The organism is Pelolinea submarina, from assembly GCF_003966975.1.
Taxonomy (GTDB): Bacteria; Chloroflexota; Anaerolineae; order Anaerolineales; family Anaerolineaceae; genus Pelolinea; species Pelolinea submarina.
This window is the reverse complement of the sequence record NZ_AP018437.1, coordinates 2,351,701-2,372,598: the sequence shown is the minus strand read 5'-3', so window position 1 is coordinate 2,372,598 and position 20,898 is coordinate 2,351,701. Positions and strand designations below refer to the sequence as shown.

At 45.0% G+C, this 20,898-nt stretch carries 15 protein-coding genes; 11 read left to right on the top strand and 4 right to left on the bottom strand.

Translation table 11 applies throughout. The features are described from left to right. The first annotated feature begins 11 nt into the window (after positions 1 to 11). Positions 12 to 2,057, top strand: a complete 2,046-nt coding sequence (gene uvrB, locus Pelsub_RS10495) for an excinuclease ABC subunit UvrB (protein ID WP_116223784.1) — start codon at positions 12 to 14, stop codon at positions 2,055 to 2,057. A gap of 3 nt (positions 2,058 to 2,060) precedes the next feature. On the opposite strand, the gene Pelsub_RS10490 is transcribed toward uvrB, so the two are convergent. From Pelsub_RS10490 to mvaD, 4 genes are read right to left on the bottom strand one after another with little or no spacing between them, the layout of a single operon-like run. After that, the gene (locus tag Pelsub_RS10490; protein ID WP_116223785.1) at positions 2,061 to 2,351 is read right to left on the bottom strand and encodes an acylphosphatase; all 291 of its coding nucleotides are present in this window, start codon (positions 2,349 to 2,351) and stop codon (positions 2,061 to 2,063) included. Between the two features lie 18 nt (positions 2,352 to 2,369). Beyond that, on the bottom strand, positions 2,370 to 3,311 hold the full coding sequence (locus tag Pelsub_RS10485) for a HEAT repeat domain-containing protein (protein ID WP_116223786.1): 942 nt from the start codon (positions 3,309 to 3,311) through the stop codon (positions 2,370 to 2,372). Between the two features lie 6 nt (positions 3,312 to 3,317). Next, complete coding sequence (locus tag Pelsub_RS10480) at positions 3,318 to 4,397, bottom strand: M50 family metallopeptidase (RefSeq protein WP_116223787.1); 1,080 nt, start codon at positions 4,395 to 4,397, stop codon at positions 3,318 to 3,320. A 52-nt stretch (positions 4,398 to 4,449) separates the two neighbouring features. Next, on the bottom strand, positions 4,450 to 5,433 hold the full coding sequence (mvaD, locus tag Pelsub_RS10475; RefSeq protein WP_116223788.1) for a diphosphomevalonate decarboxylase: 984 nt from the start codon (positions 5,431 to 5,433) through the stop codon (positions 4,450 to 4,452). Positions 5,434 to 5,677: 244 nt separating this feature from the next. Here mvaD and Pelsub_RS10470 point away from each other — a divergent pair, with 244 nt between their 5' ends. From Pelsub_RS10470 to adhE, 10 genes are all read left to right on the top strand, one after another. After that, entirely contained in the window at positions 5,678 to 6,196 is a 519-nt protein-coding gene (locus Pelsub_RS10470) for a chemotaxis protein CheW (protein ID WP_116223789.1), read from the top strand. After that, on the top strand, positions 6,177 to 7,682 hold the full coding sequence (locus Pelsub_RS10465) for a CheR family methyltransferase (protein ID WP_116223790.1): 1,506 nt from the start codon (positions 6,177 to 6,179) through the stop codon (positions 7,680 to 7,682). The genes Pelsub_RS10470 and Pelsub_RS10465 overlap by 20 nt, the downstream gene beginning before the upstream one ends. Beyond that, positions 7,682 to 8,248 (top strand): chemotaxis protein CheW, encoded by a 567-nt coding sequence (locus tag Pelsub_RS10460; RefSeq protein WP_116223791.1) that lies wholly within the window; start codon positions 7,682 to 7,684, stop codon positions 8,246 to 8,248. The genes Pelsub_RS10465 and Pelsub_RS10460 overlap by 1 nt, the downstream gene beginning before the upstream one ends. A 36-nt stretch (positions 8,249 to 8,284) precedes the next feature. After that, on the top strand, positions 8,285 to 9,910 hold the full coding sequence (locus Pelsub_RS10455; protein ID WP_116223792.1) for a methyl-accepting chemotaxis protein: 1,626 nt from the start codon (positions 8,285 to 8,287) through the stop codon (positions 9,908 to 9,910). A gap of 43 nt (positions 9,911 to 9,953) precedes the next feature. After that, positions 9,954 to 12,365 (top strand): hybrid sensor histidine kinase/response regulator, encoded by a 2,412-nt coding sequence (locus Pelsub_RS10450; RefSeq protein WP_116223793.1) that lies wholly within the window; start codon positions 9,954 to 9,956, stop codon positions 12,363 to 12,365. Between the two features lie 73 nt (positions 12,366 to 12,438). After that, the gene (gene cheB / locus Pelsub_RS10445; protein WP_116223794.1) at positions 12,439 to 13,482 is read left to right on the top strand and encodes a chemotaxis-specific protein-glutamate methyltransferase CheB; all 1,044 of its coding nucleotides are present in this window, start codon (positions 12,439 to 12,441) and stop codon (positions 13,480 to 13,482) included. Further along, the gene (locus Pelsub_RS10440) at positions 13,479 to 16,346 is read left to right on the top strand and encodes an HD domain-containing phosphohydrolase (protein WP_116223795.1); all 2,868 of its coding nucleotides are present in this window, start codon (positions 13,479 to 13,481) and stop codon (positions 16,344 to 16,346) included. The genes cheB and Pelsub_RS10440 overlap by 4 nt, the downstream gene beginning before the upstream one ends. A 189-nt stretch (positions 16,347 to 16,535) precedes the next feature. Next, the gene (locus tag Pelsub_RS10435; protein WP_116223796.1) at positions 16,536 to 17,474 is read left to right on the top strand and encodes a LysR family transcriptional regulator; all 939 of its coding nucleotides are present in this window, start codon (positions 16,536 to 16,538) and stop codon (positions 17,472 to 17,474) included. A gap of 149 nt (positions 17,475 to 17,623) precedes the next feature. After that, on the top strand, positions 17,624 to 18,277 hold the full coding sequence (locus Pelsub_RS10430; RefSeq protein ID WP_116223797.1) for a redox-sensing transcriptional repressor Rex: 654 nt from the start codon (positions 17,624 to 17,626) through the stop codon (positions 18,275 to 18,277). Between the two features lie 11 nt (positions 18,278 to 18,288). Next, on the top strand, positions 18,289 to 20,898 hold the full coding sequence (gene adhE / locus Pelsub_RS10425; protein WP_116223798.1) for a bifunctional acetaldehyde-CoA/alcohol dehydrogenase: 2,610 nt from the start codon (positions 18,289 to 18,291) through the stop codon (positions 20,896 to 20,898).

Genomic DNA, 20,898 nt, shown 5'->3' with positions numbered 1-20,898 from the left:
AGGAGAAGGATATGGAATTTAAGTTGAAAGCTCCCTACCAACCCCTGGGCGACCAACCCCAGGCTATCCGCGAGCTGGTTGAGGGGATCCGGGAGGGTAAACACCATCAGGTGCTGCTGGGCGCTACCGGAACCGGCAAGACCTTCACTATCGCAAACGTCATCCAGGAAGTACAGCGTCCGGCTCTGGTGCTGGTGCATAACAAGACACTGGCTGCGCAGTTATACGCGGAATTCAAAGAATTTTTCCCTGAAAACGCGGTTGAGTATTTTGTATCGTATTACGATTATTACCAGCCGGAAGCCTACGTCCCACGCCAGGACCTCTACATCGAGAAAGAGACCGAAATCAACGAGGAAATCGAACGGCTGCGTTTGGCTGCGACCACCTCGATCGTTTCACGCAAAGACGTGATTGTGGTTGCGTCCGTGTCGGCTATTTACGGTTTGGGCAGCCCGGAAGCTTACAGCAGTGTGGTGATGGAGCTGAAGCGCGGGGAGATTTACCGGCGCAACGTCCTGCTGAGGCAGCTGGTGGAATCGCACTATACCCGCAATGATCTGGAACTGCGTCCGGGTGTTTTCCGCTTGCGCGGAGACACACTGGAAGTATTCCCGGCTTACGAAAAGAACCTGGTGTACCGGCTCGCTTTCTTCGGAGATGAGATTGAGCGCATTCTGAAATTGAATCCCATTACGGGTGAAATTTTAGAAGAGCTGGAGCAGGTGGAGATTTACCCGGCCAAGCACTTCATCACCCAGGAGGATCGCCTGCGCAAGGCGCTCAGCGACATAGAAGAAGAACTGGATGAACAACTAAAGGTATTCAAACACGATGAGAAGTACCTGGAAGCGCAGCGGCTGGAACAACGCACCCGTTTTGACTTGGAGATGATGCGTGAGATTGGCTACTGCTCGGGTATTGAGAACTACTCACGTCACATGGATCAACGGCCGGAAGGTTCGCCGCCCTGGACGCTGATGGACTTCATGCCCTCCGAGTACATAATGGTGATCGACGAGTCACACATGACCGTGCCGCAGATCCGCGGTATGTACAATGGCGACCGCTCGCGCAAATCCACGCTGGTGGAATACGGTTTTCGGCTGCCTTCGGCGATGGATAACCGCCCGTTGACCTTCGATGAATTCGAAGGGAAGATGGGTTCGACTATTTACACCTCGGCGACCCCCGGCCCTTATGAGATGGAGCATGCCCAGGCTGTGGCGGAGCAAATCATCCGTCCGACCGGGTTGGTAGATCCGCAAATTGAAGTGCGCCCGGTGGAAGGGCAGGTGGATGACCTGATCGCTGAAATCCGCACGCGTGTGGAACGTAAAGAGCGTGTCCTCGTGACCACGCTGACCAAACGCATGGCTGAGGATTTATCAACTTATCTGGAAGAACTGAAAATTAAGGTGCATTACCTGCATTCGGAAGTGGAAACACTTGACCGGGTGGGCATCCTGCGCGACCTGCGCTTGGGCATCTACGACGTGGTAGTGGGCATCAACCTGCTGCGTGAGGGATTGGATCTGCCGGAAGTATCACTGGTAGCCATTCTGGACGCGGACAAACAGGGTTTCCTGCGCTCCGCGACAGCATTGATCCAAACTATCGGACGGGCGGCGCGTAATTCGAGCGGGTTGGTGATTATGTACGGGGATAAGGTTACGGATGCAATGCGCGTAGCCATTGACGAGACCGACCGCAGAAGAGAAAAACAGGAAGCTTACAACCGTGAGCATCATATTCAACCGGCTACGATTATTAAGGAGGTGTATGACATAACGGCACGGTTGGGAGAATACGCAGTCGCAGAAAATCAAGCGGATTACGACGCAGGAGAGACTGTAAGCAAGCTGCCGGTGAATGAAATCCGGCATCTTATCAAGGACACTGAAAATAGAATGCGGCAGGCGGCAGACGCGTTGGAATTCGAGCGGGCGGCAACACTGCGCGATCAGATTTACGAACTGCGTTTGATGCTGGCGGATGAATCGGGGCAGCCGGCTTGGAAGAAAGCCCTCATCATGAGCGGTGAGGACGAAGAGTAGATATTATTCCGACTCGTAAATGGTAAAGGTAGGCAGGTCGCCCCTGGGTTCTTCCCAATCGAGATCGATCTTGTCTACATGGGCCATTTGCGGGCCCTGGTAAAGCTTTTCGAGGAACGCGTCCAGAGTATCCTTGGGCCCTTCCACAACTACTTCGACATCGCCGTTATAACGGTTGCGCACCCAGCCATTCAGGTTTAGATTGACGCCGTATTGAAAGACAAAAAAACGAAACCCGACTCCCTGAACGATGCCTTTGATGATTGCATGAAAACGTTTGGTGTCATTCTCCATTGTTCAATCCTGCTTTTATCAGAAAAGGCTTAATTCTGAATTCTCATCCGTGAAATCCAAATTATCGAGTGCCATTTCGAGAACCTCGATCTCTTCATCATCGTTGCTGTTTTCAAGCAAATCCTGCAGTGTTTCCCGAACAGAACCACCGCCAATCTTGGAAAGAGCCCAAATCGTCTGGTAGAAGACATCATTATTTCCGGCTTCTTCCGCCAGGGTACGTAAAAGAATTTCACGCGAGGCTTTCAATTCCAACTCACCGGCAGCACGGATAGCTTCGTACTGCAAATCGGCATCGTCGTTGGTCAGATTCGCAAGAACATGGTCCTTCCAACGGTTATCGGCAGAACGTCCCATGGATTCGAGTGCGGCAATTTTCCAGGCTTTCTTATTCGTTTCGTATGCCTCTTTGATCAGCTTGGCGATTTCCTGTTTACCGCAATAAGAAAGCGACCGGAGAATCTCCTGTTTAACTTCGTCAAAGACTTCAATTTCATAATGTTTCAACAGCAAATCAATTATGCGGTCGAAAATCTTCTGTGAGATTTCTTCCAGTTCGCCCATGAGAACGAATTTTCCCAGGGCTGACGCCGCATTGGCCCGCACGACTTCGTTTCCGTCCTGGGTGAGAATATCACCGAAAATATGTGTCAGGCGCGGGTCTTCACTTTCCCACAACAAGTTAATGGCGCGTGAACGCACGTCCGGATTATCATCCTGCAAGGCGAAACGGGCAAAATCATCGCACGAAAGCAAGGTATCGGATTCCATCATGGCTTCCAAATCCTGCAGGAGGGTGATTTTTCGCAGGACCGGAATTTCCGGCCAGGCTTTTTTAATCTCATCCAAGTCAGCTGCGGTGATGTCCGAAAAGATATGCAGGTATTCCGGCGGAAATGGCCGGTTTAAGTCCTGCAATATTTCAATTAAATTCAAGGTTTTTTTGTCGTTATCTGTCATTTCTCTTTATGGTAACACAACCGGATTAATAAAATCCTGCAAAAAGATATACGCCATCAAGACCAGCAAAGCCATATACCCGACCATGTGAATAGCGTTTTCGTATTTTGCAGGTACGCGCTTTCCAATGAAAATTTCCGGCAGGATAAATAAAATCCGGCCGCCATCCAGCGCGGGGATGGGCAGCAGGTTGGTAAAACCCAGCGCGGTTGAAATGATACCAAAAAACCAGCAAATATTCAAAAAAGCCAGGTTGGGCTGTGCCTGCTCGTAGGCTTGTTCACTTTCACGTACCTGGGCATATACATCGAATAACCCTTTGGGAGAGAGGGGGCGCAGTTCTTCCGAAGTAACCTCACCGCGCGAAACCATGCCGGGCAATTCAAACACCTGCTTGATCTGTTCCCAAGCCATTACCGCACCATGCGGGATTGCCTGGAAGAACCCATATTTAATAACCGGGTTCTGCATGATGATGCCCATGGCTCCCTGGCCTTCGGGTGGATTGGCGCGCGGTACAACAGAAATTGTGACGGGCTGTCCGTCACGCAGCATTCCAATTTCAACCTCTTGCCCCAGATTTTCCTGGATGAGGCTGCTGACTTCTGTCATGCTGAATACTGATTGCCCGTTGATGGTGACGAATTCATCGTTTGCCAGAATACCGGCTTCGTAAGCGGGAGAACCCGGTTCCACGTACGCAATCTGCACGATTTTTTCATTGGGAAAGCCGGATTGTGAAATAACGATGGAAAAAAGCAGGATACCGATGAGAATGTTCATGGCCGGACCGGCGAATAAAGTCCCCAAGCGCTGCCATTTATTGGCGGCATAAAATCCGCCTTCAGCAGTGGGGTCGTCTTCTCCTTTAAAACGGACAAAGGCACCGAAAGGTATCCAGTTCAGCGTAAATTCGGTTTTACCCCACTTAAATAGTTTGACCAATTTGGGCGGGTAGCCGAAACCAAATTCTTCAGCATCAATTTTGAAAAATTTGCCAACCAAAAAATGGCCGAGTTCATGCGTGAACATAAGGAAACTCAAGGCGACAATAAAAACCAACAAGTTGGCAGATGTACTATTCATAATATTTTTCCTCTTCGCTGGCGATTATAACCTGTCCTCAACGCGGGATTGTTTAAAGATTATTAATTTCCCCTTCGATGAGTTTTGCCGCTCCTCCCACCGGAGAGCTGATAACTTGCTGCACACCGGGTAAAGCGGACAAGTGTTCTTTGATGGTTTCGTGATGTTCTTCGGTTGTGATGACATGCACATTAGGGCCGGCATCCAAAGTGAAGGCGGCAGCCAGACCGGATTGGCGCAAGGCGCGGACTTCTTTCATCACGAGGAGTGAGGCGGGCGACCAATACATCAGCGCGGGTTGTGAAGTCATCATAACGGCGTGCATGATATTACTGTCCAGTTCGATAATGTCCGCCAGCTTTTCAAAATCCTTGTTCTGGATGGCCTGGCGGCAGATATCCAGGCGGCGGGGTGTGTCAGCGACACGTGCGGCTTGCAGCGGGCTGGTAGGCGCGAGGGCGTGGCCTTCGGTGGAGCCGGTGGGTTTTGGGCCGCTTTCCACTACGGCGATGCAGTCCCACAGGGGCCAATGGTCAGGAGCGGCGATTGACTGCGCATAGGAGTTGTTATCATCGCTGCCGGGCCGCCATTCGGTAAAGCCGGTTGGAATCGAGCGGCAAGCGGAACCCGAACCGCGCCGTGCCAGGCATGAAAGGTCTTTTTCGTTCAGATCGAGCCCATAGGCTTGCGCGCCGGCAATTGCCAGAGCAGCGAAGGCTGCTGCCGAGGAAGCGATGCCAGCCGAAGCGGGGAAGTTGCTGGTGCTGCGTACTTCGGCAAATGTAAGGCGGCCGCTCATTTCACGGATGATGTCCAGGAAAGCGCTGACGCGTGCCAAAGCGCTGCCGGACTGCTCTCCGTTGTTGATCCATAGCTGATCTGTGGATATATCAGACGCAAGGCTAACGGCGGTATGGGTTTCCAGTGCGGACAGATTCATTGAGATGGAGCCGTTCATCGGCAGCCGTAATTGTTGATTTCGGTTGCCCCAATATTTTATGAAAGCGATATTTGGGTGCGCGAGGGCATAGATCATTTTTATGACTCTAATCCTTACAGTTCAATTTAAAATCAAGTTTACCATTCAAGGATACCCAATTATCCTGATTAAATATGTTTACTCAACCACCAAAATAACACTCCTGGTTTATAAATAAATAGTAATAGATATAATAATATTTATATATTTATTGAAATACTCTACCCGTGTATAATCATTAAAGGGAAGCTGTGTAATAACTTACAAGCGCAAAACAACATTATTTCATTGAGGAGTTTTATTGGTACCAGAGGATAACTTCCCACAGTATATCGTTTTCGATCTGGATGATAGCCATTATGGTATATCAATTGAGTCAGTCATCCAGGTTGTTCATATGGTGGCAATTACCAAAATTCCCGCATCCCCATTATGGCTTGCGGGATTAATTGGTTTTAGAGGACGAGTAATTCCTGTTGTAAACCTGCGAATCAGATTTGGACTTCAACCAATTTCTTTTGAATTAAATACTCCCATAATTATTCTTCAATCCGGTAAACAAATTGCCGGATTGATTGTTGATACTATCGAAGGGGTGATGCCTTTGAGGCTTGATGGTATGCAAACGCCGGCAGATATGACTATTGATGCGAAATTTATTAGCACAGTTACGAACCAGGAGGAGAAAGTTACGATTATTCCGGATATACCGAAAATACTGGCCGGTACAAGAAAGTATGATTCTAAATTGAATCCGAGGAGATTAGTATCAAAAATTAATATGGTCACTGACACTCGCGATGATCAACAAAAAAAATAACTTATCTGAAACAGAACTTAAAAAATTTGCTGATTTTGTCCGTGAAAAAAGCGGATTAATGATCAACGAAAATCGGCATTCTGACTTAGAAAAAGCCGTTTATTTTACAGCTTCTAAGTATGATTCCCCCAACCTCGAAAATCTAATTTCATTATTAAATAATCCACCTTCGAATAATGAAGTACTTCAAACATTCATAGAACAACTCACTATTGGGGAAACCAGCTTTATGCGCAACCAACCTCACGTTGAGGCACTGGAAAAACATATCCTTCCTGAGATTATTGAGCGTAATACGAGGGAAAAGGAAATTCGTATTTGGAGTGCTGGTTGTTCAACTGGTGAAGAGCCCTATACTTTGGCAATATTACTTAAGCGAATAATAAAACCATTCGATAAGTGGGATGTAAAGATTCTGGGAACGGATATCAATACGCAAGCATTAAAAAAAGCTCAAGCCGGAATTTATGGAGAATGGTCGTTTCGCAACGTTACAGCTGATTTTCGAGTGGACCATTTTAATCAATCAGGTGGATTATTTCAGATTTTACCGGAATATCGGCGGATGGTTGAATTTGCCTACTTGAACCTTATCTCATATGATTACAAACCGGTAATCAATGGTGCAAACTATTTTGACCTAATCCTTTGTAAAAATGTATTTTTATACTTTTCAGAAGATAACAGCCGGAAAGTGATTAAAAATTTCTATGACTTATTAAAAGACCCCGGCTGGCTGATGATGGGACCTTCCGAAACTTCTCAAAACCTTTTCGAAGATTACCATACCTACAATTTCCCAGATGCAATTGTGTACCAAAAAAATAGCCGGGATGACGAAAACGAGTTTCGCTTAATTATTGATAAGCCCAATAATTCTACAACGATGAGTACTAATCTTTCCACCAGTAATTCTGAAATTTTATTTCTGGAGGGAAAAGAGTTTGACGATAATCTTGATGAAAAGAATTCGTTATTTCAACCGAGTATTCTGCAACCCCAACTACCTATTTCAGATCTTTCAAACTCTACCAAAACCGAAGAAAATTGGGCGGCTCTCATAAAAGAGGTTGAGGAAGATGAAGAAAACCATATAGCAGCATACCGGTTAGCGAAAACTTTCGCGAATCAAAATGAGCTCAACCTGGCAACTGCGTGGATTCAGAAGACAATCGACCGAAATTCGCTGTTCGCTCCTGCATATTATCTGAATAGTTTGATATTGGATGAACAAGGTGATTTGGATAGGAGTCTGGCGGCTATCAGGCGTTGTCTTTTTCTTGATCCAAAATTCCTGATGGGTTATTACAAGATGGCTGAATTGTTTAAGAAAACAGGCGAGGAGAAAAGGTACCTAAAAACTCTACTTGTATTAGAAAAAGAACTTGCACAATTAGAAAAAGGTATCGAAATACCAGAAAGTGAAGGCCTTACTACAAATGATCTTTTGACCTATATAAAAAATCAAAAGGAGTTGTTAATTTAATGAGTAATAGTGAACAACAATCGTTTGCAGAACGACAGATTCTGGAACAGCGTGCTCGAGAATTGGCTAAAAGTCCGGAGCAGGATCGGGTTGAAGAATCGATAAATACCATGGTCGTTGAGCTGGACGATGAAAGATATGGACTACCAATTTCAGATATTAATGAAATTAGGCCACTGGATTCTTTTACTCCTATCCCAGGCGTTTCTTCGTTGTGGTTGGGATTGTTCAATTTACGCAGTACATTAATTCCATTATTGGACTTGCGGGTTTATTTGGGTTTAAAACCTTTTCCATTCAACTCAAAGCAGACTGATGAAAAAGTACGTAAGAATTCAGGTTATCAAAAAGGACAAATCATCATTGTTCAAAAAGAAGATAACCTGGTCGGTTTATTGGTGGACCTGGTTTCAGAGGTCAAAACAATTCCCCTATCAAAAATCAATGCACCTTTGGAAACCATCTCAAAGAAACAAAAAAATGTAGTACGCGGTTTGACATCAGAATTAATCACGATTTTAGATATTCAAAAATTATTAGAAGACCCTGATTTGATTATCAATTAAAAAATATTGTTATTACATAAGTATAGGAGATCGATCATGAAATGGCTTAATGATAAAAAGGTTCGGATAAAAATTACAGGTAGTTTTTTGATAATTGCATTACTTGTCATAGGTTTAGTTTGTTTTAGCTATATCAATGTGAAAAATACCGGCAAGTCTTTTTCTGATAGTTATAAAAATAGCACCCTGCCTGCAGAATATGCGGGTGTTGCCAACGCTGATTTGAATCGCGTACGAGCGGATGTGTATTACTTGCTTCTTTTTCCTGAAAAGATGAATGAATCAATTGACGATATCAATACATTAATCGCGGACATTGATACTCAAATTGGCTACCTCGAAAAAGGATATCTTTCACAATCCGAATCCGAACAGGTTAAATTAATCAAGTCAAATTGGGCACTGTATAAAGAAGGTTTAATCGAAATCGTTGCGATGGGGAAAGCTGGAAATACACAGAGTGCCATGGAAAAGATAAGAGGTAGTTCGCTCGCGGATGTCAGAGAAGAAACCATTAATACTTTATATGATTTGAGCAAACAGAAACTCACTCAAATGCATTCTGAACAGCAAAACGTTACATCGAAAGTGACCCGGACGAATCAAATACTTGCGGGAATTGGATTAATAGCATTATTGGCAGCTACCTTGATGGGCGTTTATTTAACCCGTAGTATTGTTCCACCTTTGGAAAGCTGCGTCAAAATGATGGAAGAATTAAAGAATGGAAATATCGCTCCCCGTCTGGGGATGATACGCAAGGATGAAATTGGCCAACTTACAAGAGCAATGGATACTTTTGCAGATGTGTTACAGACAATCAATACAAAAACGAAAGAAATGTCTAGCAGCACCAGTAGTGCCACTGCTGAGATATTGGCGTCGGTTAGTCAATTCAATGCCAGCGCTTCAGAACAATCAGCAGCTATCAACCAAACCACCTCTATTGTAGATGAGGTATATGCGGTTACCGAACAAACTGCAAAGAAAGCTCAGGAAGTTGCAGAAATTTCACAGGCTGCGGCAATAGTTGGCGAAAATGGCAAGCGAGCAGTTTCAGCAATTCAAAATGGGATGATGGATATCCGCGAGAAAGTTCAAGCAATTGCCCAAGGGATCCTTGCGTTATCTGAACAAACCCAGCAAATTGGAGAGATTATTGCGACAGTAAACGAGATTGCTGATCAATCCAATTTGTTGGCATTAAACGCAACAATTGAGGCTGCCAAGGCTGGCGAACAGGGCAGAGGTTTTGCGGTGGTTGCGAACGAAGTCAGCAATTTAGCCTCCCAATCCAAACAAGCTACAGTGAACGTGAAATCAATTCTCGGGAATATCCAAAAAGCTACCAATTCGGCAGTGTTAGCGACTGAACAAGGTACAAAAGGTGTAGAAGATGGGATGGTATTGGCCGAACAAGCCGGCGGCGTCATTAATCAGCTTGCGGGAACTTTGCAGAAATCCGCACAATCTGCCCAACAGATATCTGCTTCCACACAGCAGCAAAATATTGGTATGGAACAAATCAATCAAGCCATGAAGGATATCAAGCAGGCTACTGTTCAGTTTGTTTCGGGTGCGCGTCAATCCCAGGCTGCGGCAGAAGAATTGAATGTAAAAGCCCAAGAGTTGCAGAAATCCGTGGAATATTTTAAAGAATAGAGACAGGTTCATTGAAGAAGATAAATAAACGATAAGGAAAACCATGTCCCGACCCGACCATGACGACGACCTGCAAAAACAACTAATCAATATTTTTGTGGTTGAGGCAAATGAATATATTCAATCTATCAACCAAAAACTATTGGTTTTGGAAAAAGGGCAGAATAATATAAGTGAAGACTTCGATTTTAATGAGTTATTGCGAGAAGCGCATAGTCTAAAAGGCGCAGCCAGAGCAGTAAATATTTTAGAGATTGAAGACTTATCCCACCACCTGGAAAGTATTTTTATACATTTATATGAAAAGAAATTAACTCTTGTTGCTGAGGATTTTGATTTACTTTTTAAAACCCTGGATTTGATCAGCACACTCATTCAGAAAGCAACCGATAATGACAACCGACCAATTGGTATAGAAGCGTTAATTCAACAATTGGATCAACTGATGATTTCCGGAACTCAAAGACAAACTGGTAATCGTGAGGATCTACCTCACGGAATGGAAGTCTCTGATGACCAGAAGAGTCCTACCTTGGCACAAACTGAAGATAGAAGGGCTAACAATTTAAGTAATACCAAAGAGACTTCCGCTTCTGGCATTCCGATTAGGAAAGATGAGACTATTCGGCTGTCAACACACCGATTAGATATTTTGCTTTCACTGATGAGTGAACTCCACGTTTCACGAATTGAAAGTAAACAGCGATTGGCAGATTTGGCCGCACTTCGTGACTCTTTAAATGTGTGGGAAAGAGAATGGCATCGACTGGAATCACAATTACAAAGCAATGCAATAAGAAACCGAACTAATTTTCCCAATCATCAATTTGAAGACCTGGTCCCTGAAATGCAAACTAGCGGGATGAGCCTGGAAGAAAATTATCATGAGATCTCACAATTAAATAATTCCAATTTTAAAGAAATCATCCATCAAATCAACACTATTATCCATGCTCTAAAAATAAATGAACGAAAAGTCGATCAGTTGACAACGGAAACTGAAGAAGAAATTCGGCGGACCAGAATGCTGCCGATTTCTACCATATTCGATGCGTTCCCTCGAGTTGTGCGAGATTTAGCCAGAGATTGTGGAAAAGAAGTGTTATTGCAGGTTGAAGGTGAAGAAACTGAAGTTGACCGGGCAGTATTAGAACAGATTAAAGACCCTCTTCTTCATCTCATCCGCAACTGTGTGGATCACGGTGTTGAACTACCGGAATTGCGCCTGCAGAAGGGTAAACCAATTGCGGGAATTATAAAGATAAAAGCATTGCATCAGGGAGGAAATTTAATTTTAGAAATCAGCGATGATGGCGCCGGAATTGATATTGGGGTTATCAAGGAAGTAGCTATTCGGAAAAATTTTGTATCGCAAAAAGCTGCTGAAGATATGAATGAGCGTGAAATCATCTGGATGATTTTTAAACCCGGTTTTTCAAGCTCCAAAAAGATAACGGATATATCCGGTAGAGGGATAGGGATGGATATCGTTCGTAAAAATATCGAAGCCATGAATGGTATTATCCGAATCGAGAACAAACCAGGGGATGGTATTAAATTCGTTTTATCCGTGCCATTAACTGTTGCTACAACCAACTGCGTATTGGTTCATGCAGGAGTGAATAAATTTCAGGACACATATCTCCATCCTACTTTTGCAATACCAATTACAAATATTTTCCGAATGCTACGGGTGCGTTCTGACGAAATCGTCAATGTTGAAGGACGTTTGGGTCTTCAGCTTGACAATGAGCCTTTGGAATTACGTTATTTATCAGATATTTTGGGGCTGCCTCAAATACAAAACGTAAACAATCAGGCGGGGACGGAAACTGAACAAATCTTGATCATCGAGGCAGCCGAAAGAACGATCGCTATAGCAGTTGGCGAGATATTGGGCACTCAGGAAATTGTCATCAAGAAATTACCCTGGCCATTTTTACATGTCGATAAAATCGCCGGTGAATGCATTTTGGGTAGTGGAGAACCCGCTTTTGTACTCAATATGGCTGAGGCAATATCCGGCACTTATGAAAGCAGGATTACTGATGTTTTCGAGGAAGACACGGTTCAACCAATATCCGAGCGGAAGGGATTATTCGTATTAGTAGTGGATGATTCCATTACCACCCGTACTCTGGAGAAAAATATTATTGAAAGCGCTGGTTATCAAGTAAAGACGGCGTCTGATGGTCTGGAAGCCTGGAAAATTATTCAATCCGGCATGATCGATTTGGTAGTTTCTGACATTGTTATGCCCCGATTAGATGGCGTTGAGCTATGTAAAAAGATCAGGTCCAGCGAGAAATACAAGAACCTACCCGTAATTTTGAGTACATCCATGGATTCGGAAGATGATAAGAAGAAAGGTTTGGATGCGGGTGCTGATGCATATCTCGTGAAGAAAATATTTGACCAGAACGTTCTCTTAAAAACAATAGAGCGTTTGATTTAGAAATGAAAAATTGATATGAGTATTGTTGTGTAGCAAAATAGAAAATCTTAGGGATTGGTGAGGAAGTGGATTCATGATTCGCGTATTAATTGTAGAAGATTCAAAGACGTCCGCCTTGTTATTGGAGTTAATTTTGGAATCAGAGCCCGATATCAAAGTGGTGGGAGTTGCCCGTAATGGGGAAGAGGGACTTCGTAAAACCATTTCTCTCAAACCGGATATTGTCACGATGGATGTACATTTGCCCGGAATTGACGGTTTTCAGGCTACACGACTGATTATGGAAAAAAGTCCCAGACCAATTATCATCGTTACGGGTGATCATATGCATCGCGATGAAGTGGATTTGTCCTTCCGTTCTCTAAATGCAGGTGCTTTGGCGGTATTAAAAAAACCGAATGGACCTGAATCTCCTGATTATCAAAGCAACGCGGAAGAATTGATATCGATAGTCAAATTAATGGCGGAAGTAAAAGTCGTCAGGCGGTATCCCAAAAGGCAAACCGGGAGAACAATTGATATCGCAAAAAAGCGCGGCGATGATTACAAAATTATAGCAATCGGCGCCTCAACCGGCGGGCCTGCGGCAATTTCCTCAATTCTCGCAAAAATTCCCGAACGTATTCAAACACCAATCTTGATTGTGCAACATATTTCCGATGGATTTGATGTCGGGTTTGCAGATTGGCTGACCAGTACAACCCATCGGCAGGTCAGTATAGCAGAAGATAGGATGGCCATTCTACCTGGGATGGTATTAATCGCTCCTAAAGGCAGGCATATGGGATTAAAAGACGAAACCCATATTAAGTTTGCGATGGCAAGAGATTATGACTCCAATTTTTGTCCTTCGGCAAATTATCTTTTTGAGGATGTCGGTAGAGTGTATGGCAAAAATGCAATTGGAATTATATTGACTGGCATGGGGAATGATGGGCTTGAGGGATTAAAAATATTAAAACAAGACGGCGGTTTTGTGATTGCACAAGACCAGGCCAGCTGTATTGTATTCGGAATGCCGAAAGCCGCGATTGATGCCGGCATTACGGATCAGATCTTACCTTTAGAAGAAATTGCACCCGTTATTACAACATTATTGGATAAGGAAAATGCATGACAAATAAAATGTTATTACTGGTGGAGGATAGTCCCACCCAATCTTTCCGGCTGAAAATAATGCTTGAGGAATACGATTTTGATGTGATTCAGGCCAATAGCGGTAGAGAAGCCTACAAACTGGCTATCGAAAGAAAACCTGATGTAATTCTCTCTGATATCCTCATGCCCGAAATGGATGGGTTTGAGTTGTGCCATTCAATCCAAAATAATGAAGATATCTGTGATATTCCCATTATTCTGCAATCAGCCAACTATCAATCTAAAGAAGATCGTGATTTCGGATTGGACATTGGGGCTGATGCGTTCATCCCTAAAGGAATCCCTGGCGAAGAATTGTCAAGGTTGATTCATCAGGTACTCAAAGATAATAAAAAGAAAAAGCGCAAGGATGCTTCTTCTAAAGAAATTGTGAATGAACCATTTGATATTTTGCATGCCCAACGAATGCTTTACAGGCTTTTAGAAGAGACGGCGCTTCTGGAACAAGCAAATTCCGCGATAAAAACCGAACGTAACCGCGCACAACAATTACTGGACGTGGCGTCGGTTATGATGGTCGCCATCGATGTAAATGGTCTTGTGATGATGATCAATCCTAAGGGCTGCAAGATACTGGGTTATGAGTTGGATAAGATAATCGGAAAGGATTGGTTTGCGAATTTTGCAGCCGATCCTAATAAACTAGAAGTAAAGAATCATTATATTGAAATGCTGCATTTCCAATCTGAGCCTGACTATTATGTAGAATACCTGATTAGGAATAAGGCTGGAGAAGAACGGCTGATTGCCTGGCATAGTACCCTGATCACCGACGAAGCAGGGCACGCAACCGGAATATTAAGTTCCGGAGAGGATATTACAGAGAAGAAAATTGCGGAACAAAAAATCCTTGAATCTGAAGAGAAGTACCACTCACTTTTCAATAATATTCCAGATGGAGTGTTCCAGATTGGTGAGGGAGGTTATTTTCTAACAGCGAACCCTGCGATTATCCAAATACTTGGTTATCAATCGGAGGAAGAGCTGCGCAAGGTAAATTTCCTGGATTTACTTTCTTCACCCGAGCAAAAGGCGAACTGCATCGAATTTATCCAGGGTTGTAAAGATTTTTTGGATTTAGAACTTGAACTTAAAAATAAAGCCGGCAAGACTATATTCTTATTAATTAATGCGAAATATATTCAAGACTTGGACGGCAACTTTCGTTATTATGAAGGTACGCTAACCGATATTACCAATATAAAATTATACGAATCTGAACTGGCAGAGCTCTACCAACAGGAACAAAGACGGGTCAAGCACCTTGGGGCATTGCAGAAAATCTCTAACGAATTGGTCGGGATTCACAGTCAAAAACGAGTAATGGAAGTGGCTGCAGAGCAAGGAAGATTGTTTGCTGATCATTCCGCTTGCGCAATTCTAAAAGTAATTGATGAGGATAAAAAGCAAGTACGTATCATTGCCAAATCCGGACTCAATAAACTCTTCCCAGAAATAGAAGGTCACAATATCAAAATTTCTCCAATTGAAGAAGTATTTGAAAAAAAGAAACCGATATTTTTAAATCGGAAGGACCTAAATGTACCCAAGTTATTAAAATTTAATTTAGATTGGGAGATTCAATCCATTAACGCTTATCCAATTATTATTAATGGGAAGGTAAATTCCATTATGATTTTTGGCCGAAGATCGGAAGAGGAGCCACCGGAATGGGAAGTAGCCTTAATCGAACTGTTAACAGAACGAGTGGCAATTGCATTAGAAAACGCCCAGTTATTCGAGGAAATCAATCAGAGTTTCGAAAGGTTAGCTTCGCTGCGATCCATTGACCAGGCAATATCCAGCAATCAAAATTTGGATAACACCATAGAAATTCTGCTTAACCAGGTCCTCAAGCAATTAGCCGTTTCAGCAGTCTGTATTATGCTTTGCGAAAAAAACAAAGATGTACTTATTTATAAATGGGGAAAGGGGCCAGAAACAAAGGATATTTATGGTAAAAAATTCTATGTTGATAAATCCATGGGCGGGCAAGCCGTTATTGAGAAACATACCATTTTCTTCCCAAGGATTGATATAAATCTCTACCCCTATTTACAAAACGAGAAATTCTTGAGTGCAGTTGCGACCCCAATCTTGATTAAAGGTGAAATAAAGGGCGTCCTTGAGGTATTCAAAATGGATTCAGACTCTCCCTCGCTGGATTGGCTCGAATTCTTTGAAACACTGGCAAGACAGGCGGCAATTGCACTGGATAATTACGAGTTATTCACCAACCTGCAGAAAACAAATGTAGACCTTTCAGAAGCCTATGACGCAACTATTCAAGGTTGGTCGCGGGCTATGGATCTGCGTGATAAAGAAACGGAAGGCCATACTCAACGGGTTACTGAGATGACAATTAACCTGGCTATAAAAATGAATTATCCCCAGGAAAAACTGATCCACCTGAGACGAGGCGCGCTCTTGCACGATATCGGGAAAATGGGTATCCCCGACCGTATATTGTTGAAGGAAGGCCCTTTAAACGATGAAGAATGGGAAATCATGCGCAAACACCCCGAGTTTGCCTATGAGTTATTGGCCCCCATCGAATATCTATGGCCGGCCTTGGAAATTCCTTATTGCCACCATGAAAAATGGGACGGCAGCGGTTATCCGCGCGGATTAAAAGGCGAAGAAATCCCACTGGCAGCACGGATATTCTCCATTGTTGATGTCTGGGATGCATTGACTTCCGATCGACCATATCGAAAAGCTTGGCCAGCTAAACAGACATTTGCACATATCCGAGATCAGAGAGGCAAACATTTTGATCCATATGTGACGGATTTATTTCTGAAATTCTATGCCAAAGAGTGAACCCTAATGCTCCCCGGAAAGAACCTTTATTTATCTCATGGCAGGAGTGCATCAATCTGAGTTTTCCGTGAGAATTTCCATTACAATTAAATTCGCGATCAGACAATGGGTATTTCAAGTCTGAAATGAATGTGAAAGGAAATGTCCCTGTATTGATGACAAGTTCCAGTTTTTTGGCAGGAAGAAGCTATGAATTTCTTACATCTAAAATACGCAGTTGAAGTCGAGCGCACTCGTTCGATTACCAAAGCAGCCGAGAATCTTTATATGGTGCAGCCCAACCTGAGCCGGGCTATCAAAGAATTGGAGGAATCGATCGGTATAACCATCTTCCGGCGCACCTCCAAGGGTATTGTTCCCACACCCCAGGGTGAAGAATTCCTGACATATGCCAAGAATATTCTGGGGCAAGTGGAGGAGATCGAATCCATATATAAAAAAGGCGATACCGATAAAATCACATTCAACATATCCATACCGCGGGCGAGCTATATCACCCACGCTTTTATCAAGCTGGTAGCATCAATGGATATGAGCAAAGAAATAGAAATCAATTACAAAGAGACCAATTCGCTGCGCGCCATTATCAATATCGTACAAGGGAACTACACATTAGGAATCATCCGTTATCAAACTACGTTCGAAGATTATTTCCAGACTATGTTGAAGGAAAAGCATCTGAAAGGGGAGACTATCTGGGAATTTGAGTATTTGGCGCTTATGTCGGCTGCGCACCCTCTCGCGAAGCGGAAAAAAATACGGTATTCTGATTTAAGCGATTCCATTGAGATTGCGCATGGCGACCCTTACGTACCCAGTATGCCCCTAACCGAAGTAAAGAAGACTGAGTTTTCCGATCTTATTACCAAGCGTATTTTCGTTTACGAGCGCGGCAGCCAGTTTGATCTGTTGTGCGATATTCCGAATACCTATATCTGGGTTTCTCCAATTCCGGCTGAGTTGATCGAGCGCTATAACCTGGTTCAACGCAAATGCCTGGACGCTAACCGCCAGTATCGAGATGTCCTTATCTATTCAGAGAATTACAAAATGACGGCTTTGGAAAACCAATTCATCGAAGAATTGCAGAAGGTGAAAAAAGAGATCAGCGCTATCTCATATCAATAGCGCATTCCCCCTTATCAAATAATACATATCGATAATAAGCAATCGGTAATATTATATCGATAAAGATATATCGATATACGATATAAGTATTTCCCAACTCTGCAGCCCGTTGTTAGAATCTCACTCAGATAACAGAGGAGTGAGTTAGTATGATTGATCAGGGAATATCAAAACAAACGCTGCAAAGGCTGCCTTTTTATCTGGGGTACCTCAAAACACTGGATAAGGTGACTGTTGAAACCGTATCCGCAACCACGATTGCCGAAGCGCTCAACCTCAATCAAGTACAGGTGCGTAAAGATCTGGCGTCGGTTTGCTCTCTCGGACGCCCGAAAATCGGTTACGTCACGCAGGAATTGATCTGTGAAATTGAACATTTCCTGGGATATGACAATGCCGAATCCGCTGTGATCATTGGCGCAGGCAAGCTGGGCAAAGCGCTGCTTGGATACCGGGGGTTTGAAGAATATGGTCTGAATATCGTAGCGGCTTTCGATGCTGACGAGAACGTGGTTGGCACCGAAGAAAACGGCAAGAAGATCTTCCCCATGAGCAAACTCAAGAATTTATGCGAGCGTATGAAGATTCACATCGGCATCATTACAGTGCCGGCTGAATACGCACAGCGTGTTTGCGACTCCCTGGTTGAAAGCGGCATTCTGGCGATCTGGAATTTTGCCCCGGTACATCTGACGGTGCCGGAGCACATTTTAGTCCAGAACGAGAATATGGCCTCCTCACTGGCTGTGTTATCCAAACATTTGTCCCAAAAATTCAGCGAAGAAGCGCAGAAAATCGGATAGGAGATTTTTGGATGGAAAAAGAAAAAGTTTACGAAATTGTGGACAGCGTTGAAAAGCTGGAAGCAAGACTGGCAAACCTCAAGGCAGCGCAACGTCAGTACGTTACCTATACACAAGAACAAGTGGATAAAATTTTCCTGGCGGCCTCTACCGCTGCAAACCAAGCTCGGATTCCACTGGCAAAATTGGCCGTACAGGAAACCGGCATGGGTATTGTGGAAGATAAAGTAATTAAAAACCATTATGCTTCCGAATACATTTACAACGCATATAAGAACACCAAAACCTGTGGTGTTTTGGAAGAAGACAAAGTATACGGCTACAAGCGCATCGCCGAACCGGTGGGTGTCATTGCCGCGGTCATCCCAACCACCAACCCGACTTCCACTGCTATCTTCAAGACATTGTTGGCATTGAAGACCCGCAACGGTATGATCATCAGCCCGCACCCGCGCGCCAAGAACTGCACCATCGCTGCGGCGAAAATTGTGCTGGAAGCGGCTGTGGCTGCGGGCGCACCGGAAGGTATCATCGGCTGGGTGGACGAACCCACACTCGAGATCTCCAACCTGATCATGCGCGAAGCTGATATGATCCTGGCCACTGGCGGCCCCGGCATGGTCAAGGCGGCTTATTCCTCCGGTAAACCGGCCGTGGGCGTGGGCGCCGGCAATACTCCAGCCATTATCGACGATACGGCCGATATCCTGCTAACAGTCAACTCGATCATCCACTCCAAGACCTTTGACAACGGTATGATTTGTGCCTCGGAGCAATCCGTGATCGCGCTCGATAAAGTTTACGATGCAGTCAAAGCCGAATTTGCGAAACGAAACTGCTACTTCCTGAAGGGCAGCGAGCTGGACAAAGTGCGCAAGACCATCATCATCAACGGCGCCTTGAATGCCAAGATCGTTGGGCAAAGCGCGCACCACATCGCGGCGCTGGCCGGTGTGAAAGTACCGGAAGATGCCAAGATCCTGATCGGTGAAGTGGAAAGCGTCGAGCTGAGCGAAGAATTCGCGCACGAGAAACTCTCCCCGGTGCTGGCAATGTACCGCGCCATGGATTTCAGCGATGCACTGGACAAAGCCTCGCACCTGATTGCGGACGGCGGATTCGGGCACACCTCCTCGGTTTACCTGAACACCATCACTGAAGGCGAGAAGCTGGCGGCTTTCGAAGCACGCATGAAGACCTGCCGCGTGCTGGTCAACACTCCTTCTTCGCACGGCGGCATCGGCGACCTGTACAACTTCAAACTGGTGCCTTCGCTGACCCTGGGCTGCGGTTCCTGGGGCGGCAACTCGGTTTCTGAAAATGTGGGTGTCAAACACCTGGTCAACATCAAGACAGTCGCGCAAAGGAGAGAAAATATGCTGTGGTTCAGAACGCCTCAAAAAGTTTACATCAAGAGAGGTTGTCTGCCAGTGGCGTTGGACGAACTGGGCAATGTGTTGAACAAGAAGAAGGTCTTCATTGTGACCGATTCTTTCCTCTATAACAACGGCTATACCAAGACCATTACGGATAAGTTAAACGAGCTGGGTATCCAGTACACAACTTTCTACGATGTAGCCCCGGATCCCTCCCTGGCGTGCGCCAAAGAAGGCGCCGAAGCCATGCGCGCTTTCCAACCGGACTGCATCATCGCGCTGGGCGGCGGCAGTGCCATGGACGCCGGTAAGATCATGTGGGTGATGTACGAGCACCCCGAAGCCGACTTCATGGACATGGCCATGCGTTTCATGGACATCCGCAAGCGTGTGTACACCTTCCCGAAGATGGGCGAGAAGGCCTATTTCATCGCAGTGCCGACTTCAGCCGGTACCGGCTCCGAAGTAACACCCTTCGCTGTCATCACAGACGAAAAGACCGGTGTGAAATACCCACTGGCGGACTACGAACTGATGCCCAATATGGCCATTGTAGACGCGGATATGATGATGGTGATGCCCAAGGGCTTGACCAGCGCTTCCGGTATCGACGCGCTGACTCACGCGCTGGAATCCTACGCTTCCATGCTGGCGACCGATTACACCGACGGGCTGGGATTGAAAGCCATGCAGACTATCTTTGAATACCTGCCGCGGGCTTACGAAAACGGCGCGAATGACCCGGACGCGCGCGAAAAAATGGCCAACGCCTCCACCATGGCCGGCATGGCCTTCGCCAATGCCTTCCTGGGTGTGTGCCACTCGATGGCGCACAAGCTGGGCGCGTTCCACCACCTGCCGCACGGCATCGCCAATGCTTTGATGATCAACGAAGTGCTGAAATTCAACGCTTCCGAGAAGCCTACCAGAATGGGTACCTTCCCGCAATATGATCACCCGCATACGTTGGCCAGATACGCTGAAATTGCCGATTTCCTGAAACTGGGCGGCAAGACTGATGAAGAAAAATTGGATAGGCTGATCCAAGCCATCGAAGAGTTGAAAGCCAAGATCGGCATCAAGAAATCCATCCAAGAGTATGGCATCGACGAGAAAGATTTCCTGGATCGGTTGGACGATATGGTGGAGCAGGCCTTTGACGACCAGTGCACCGGCGCGAACCCCCGCTATCCGATGCTGAGTGAAATCAAAGCGATGTACCTGAGCGCTTATTACGGTAAGTAA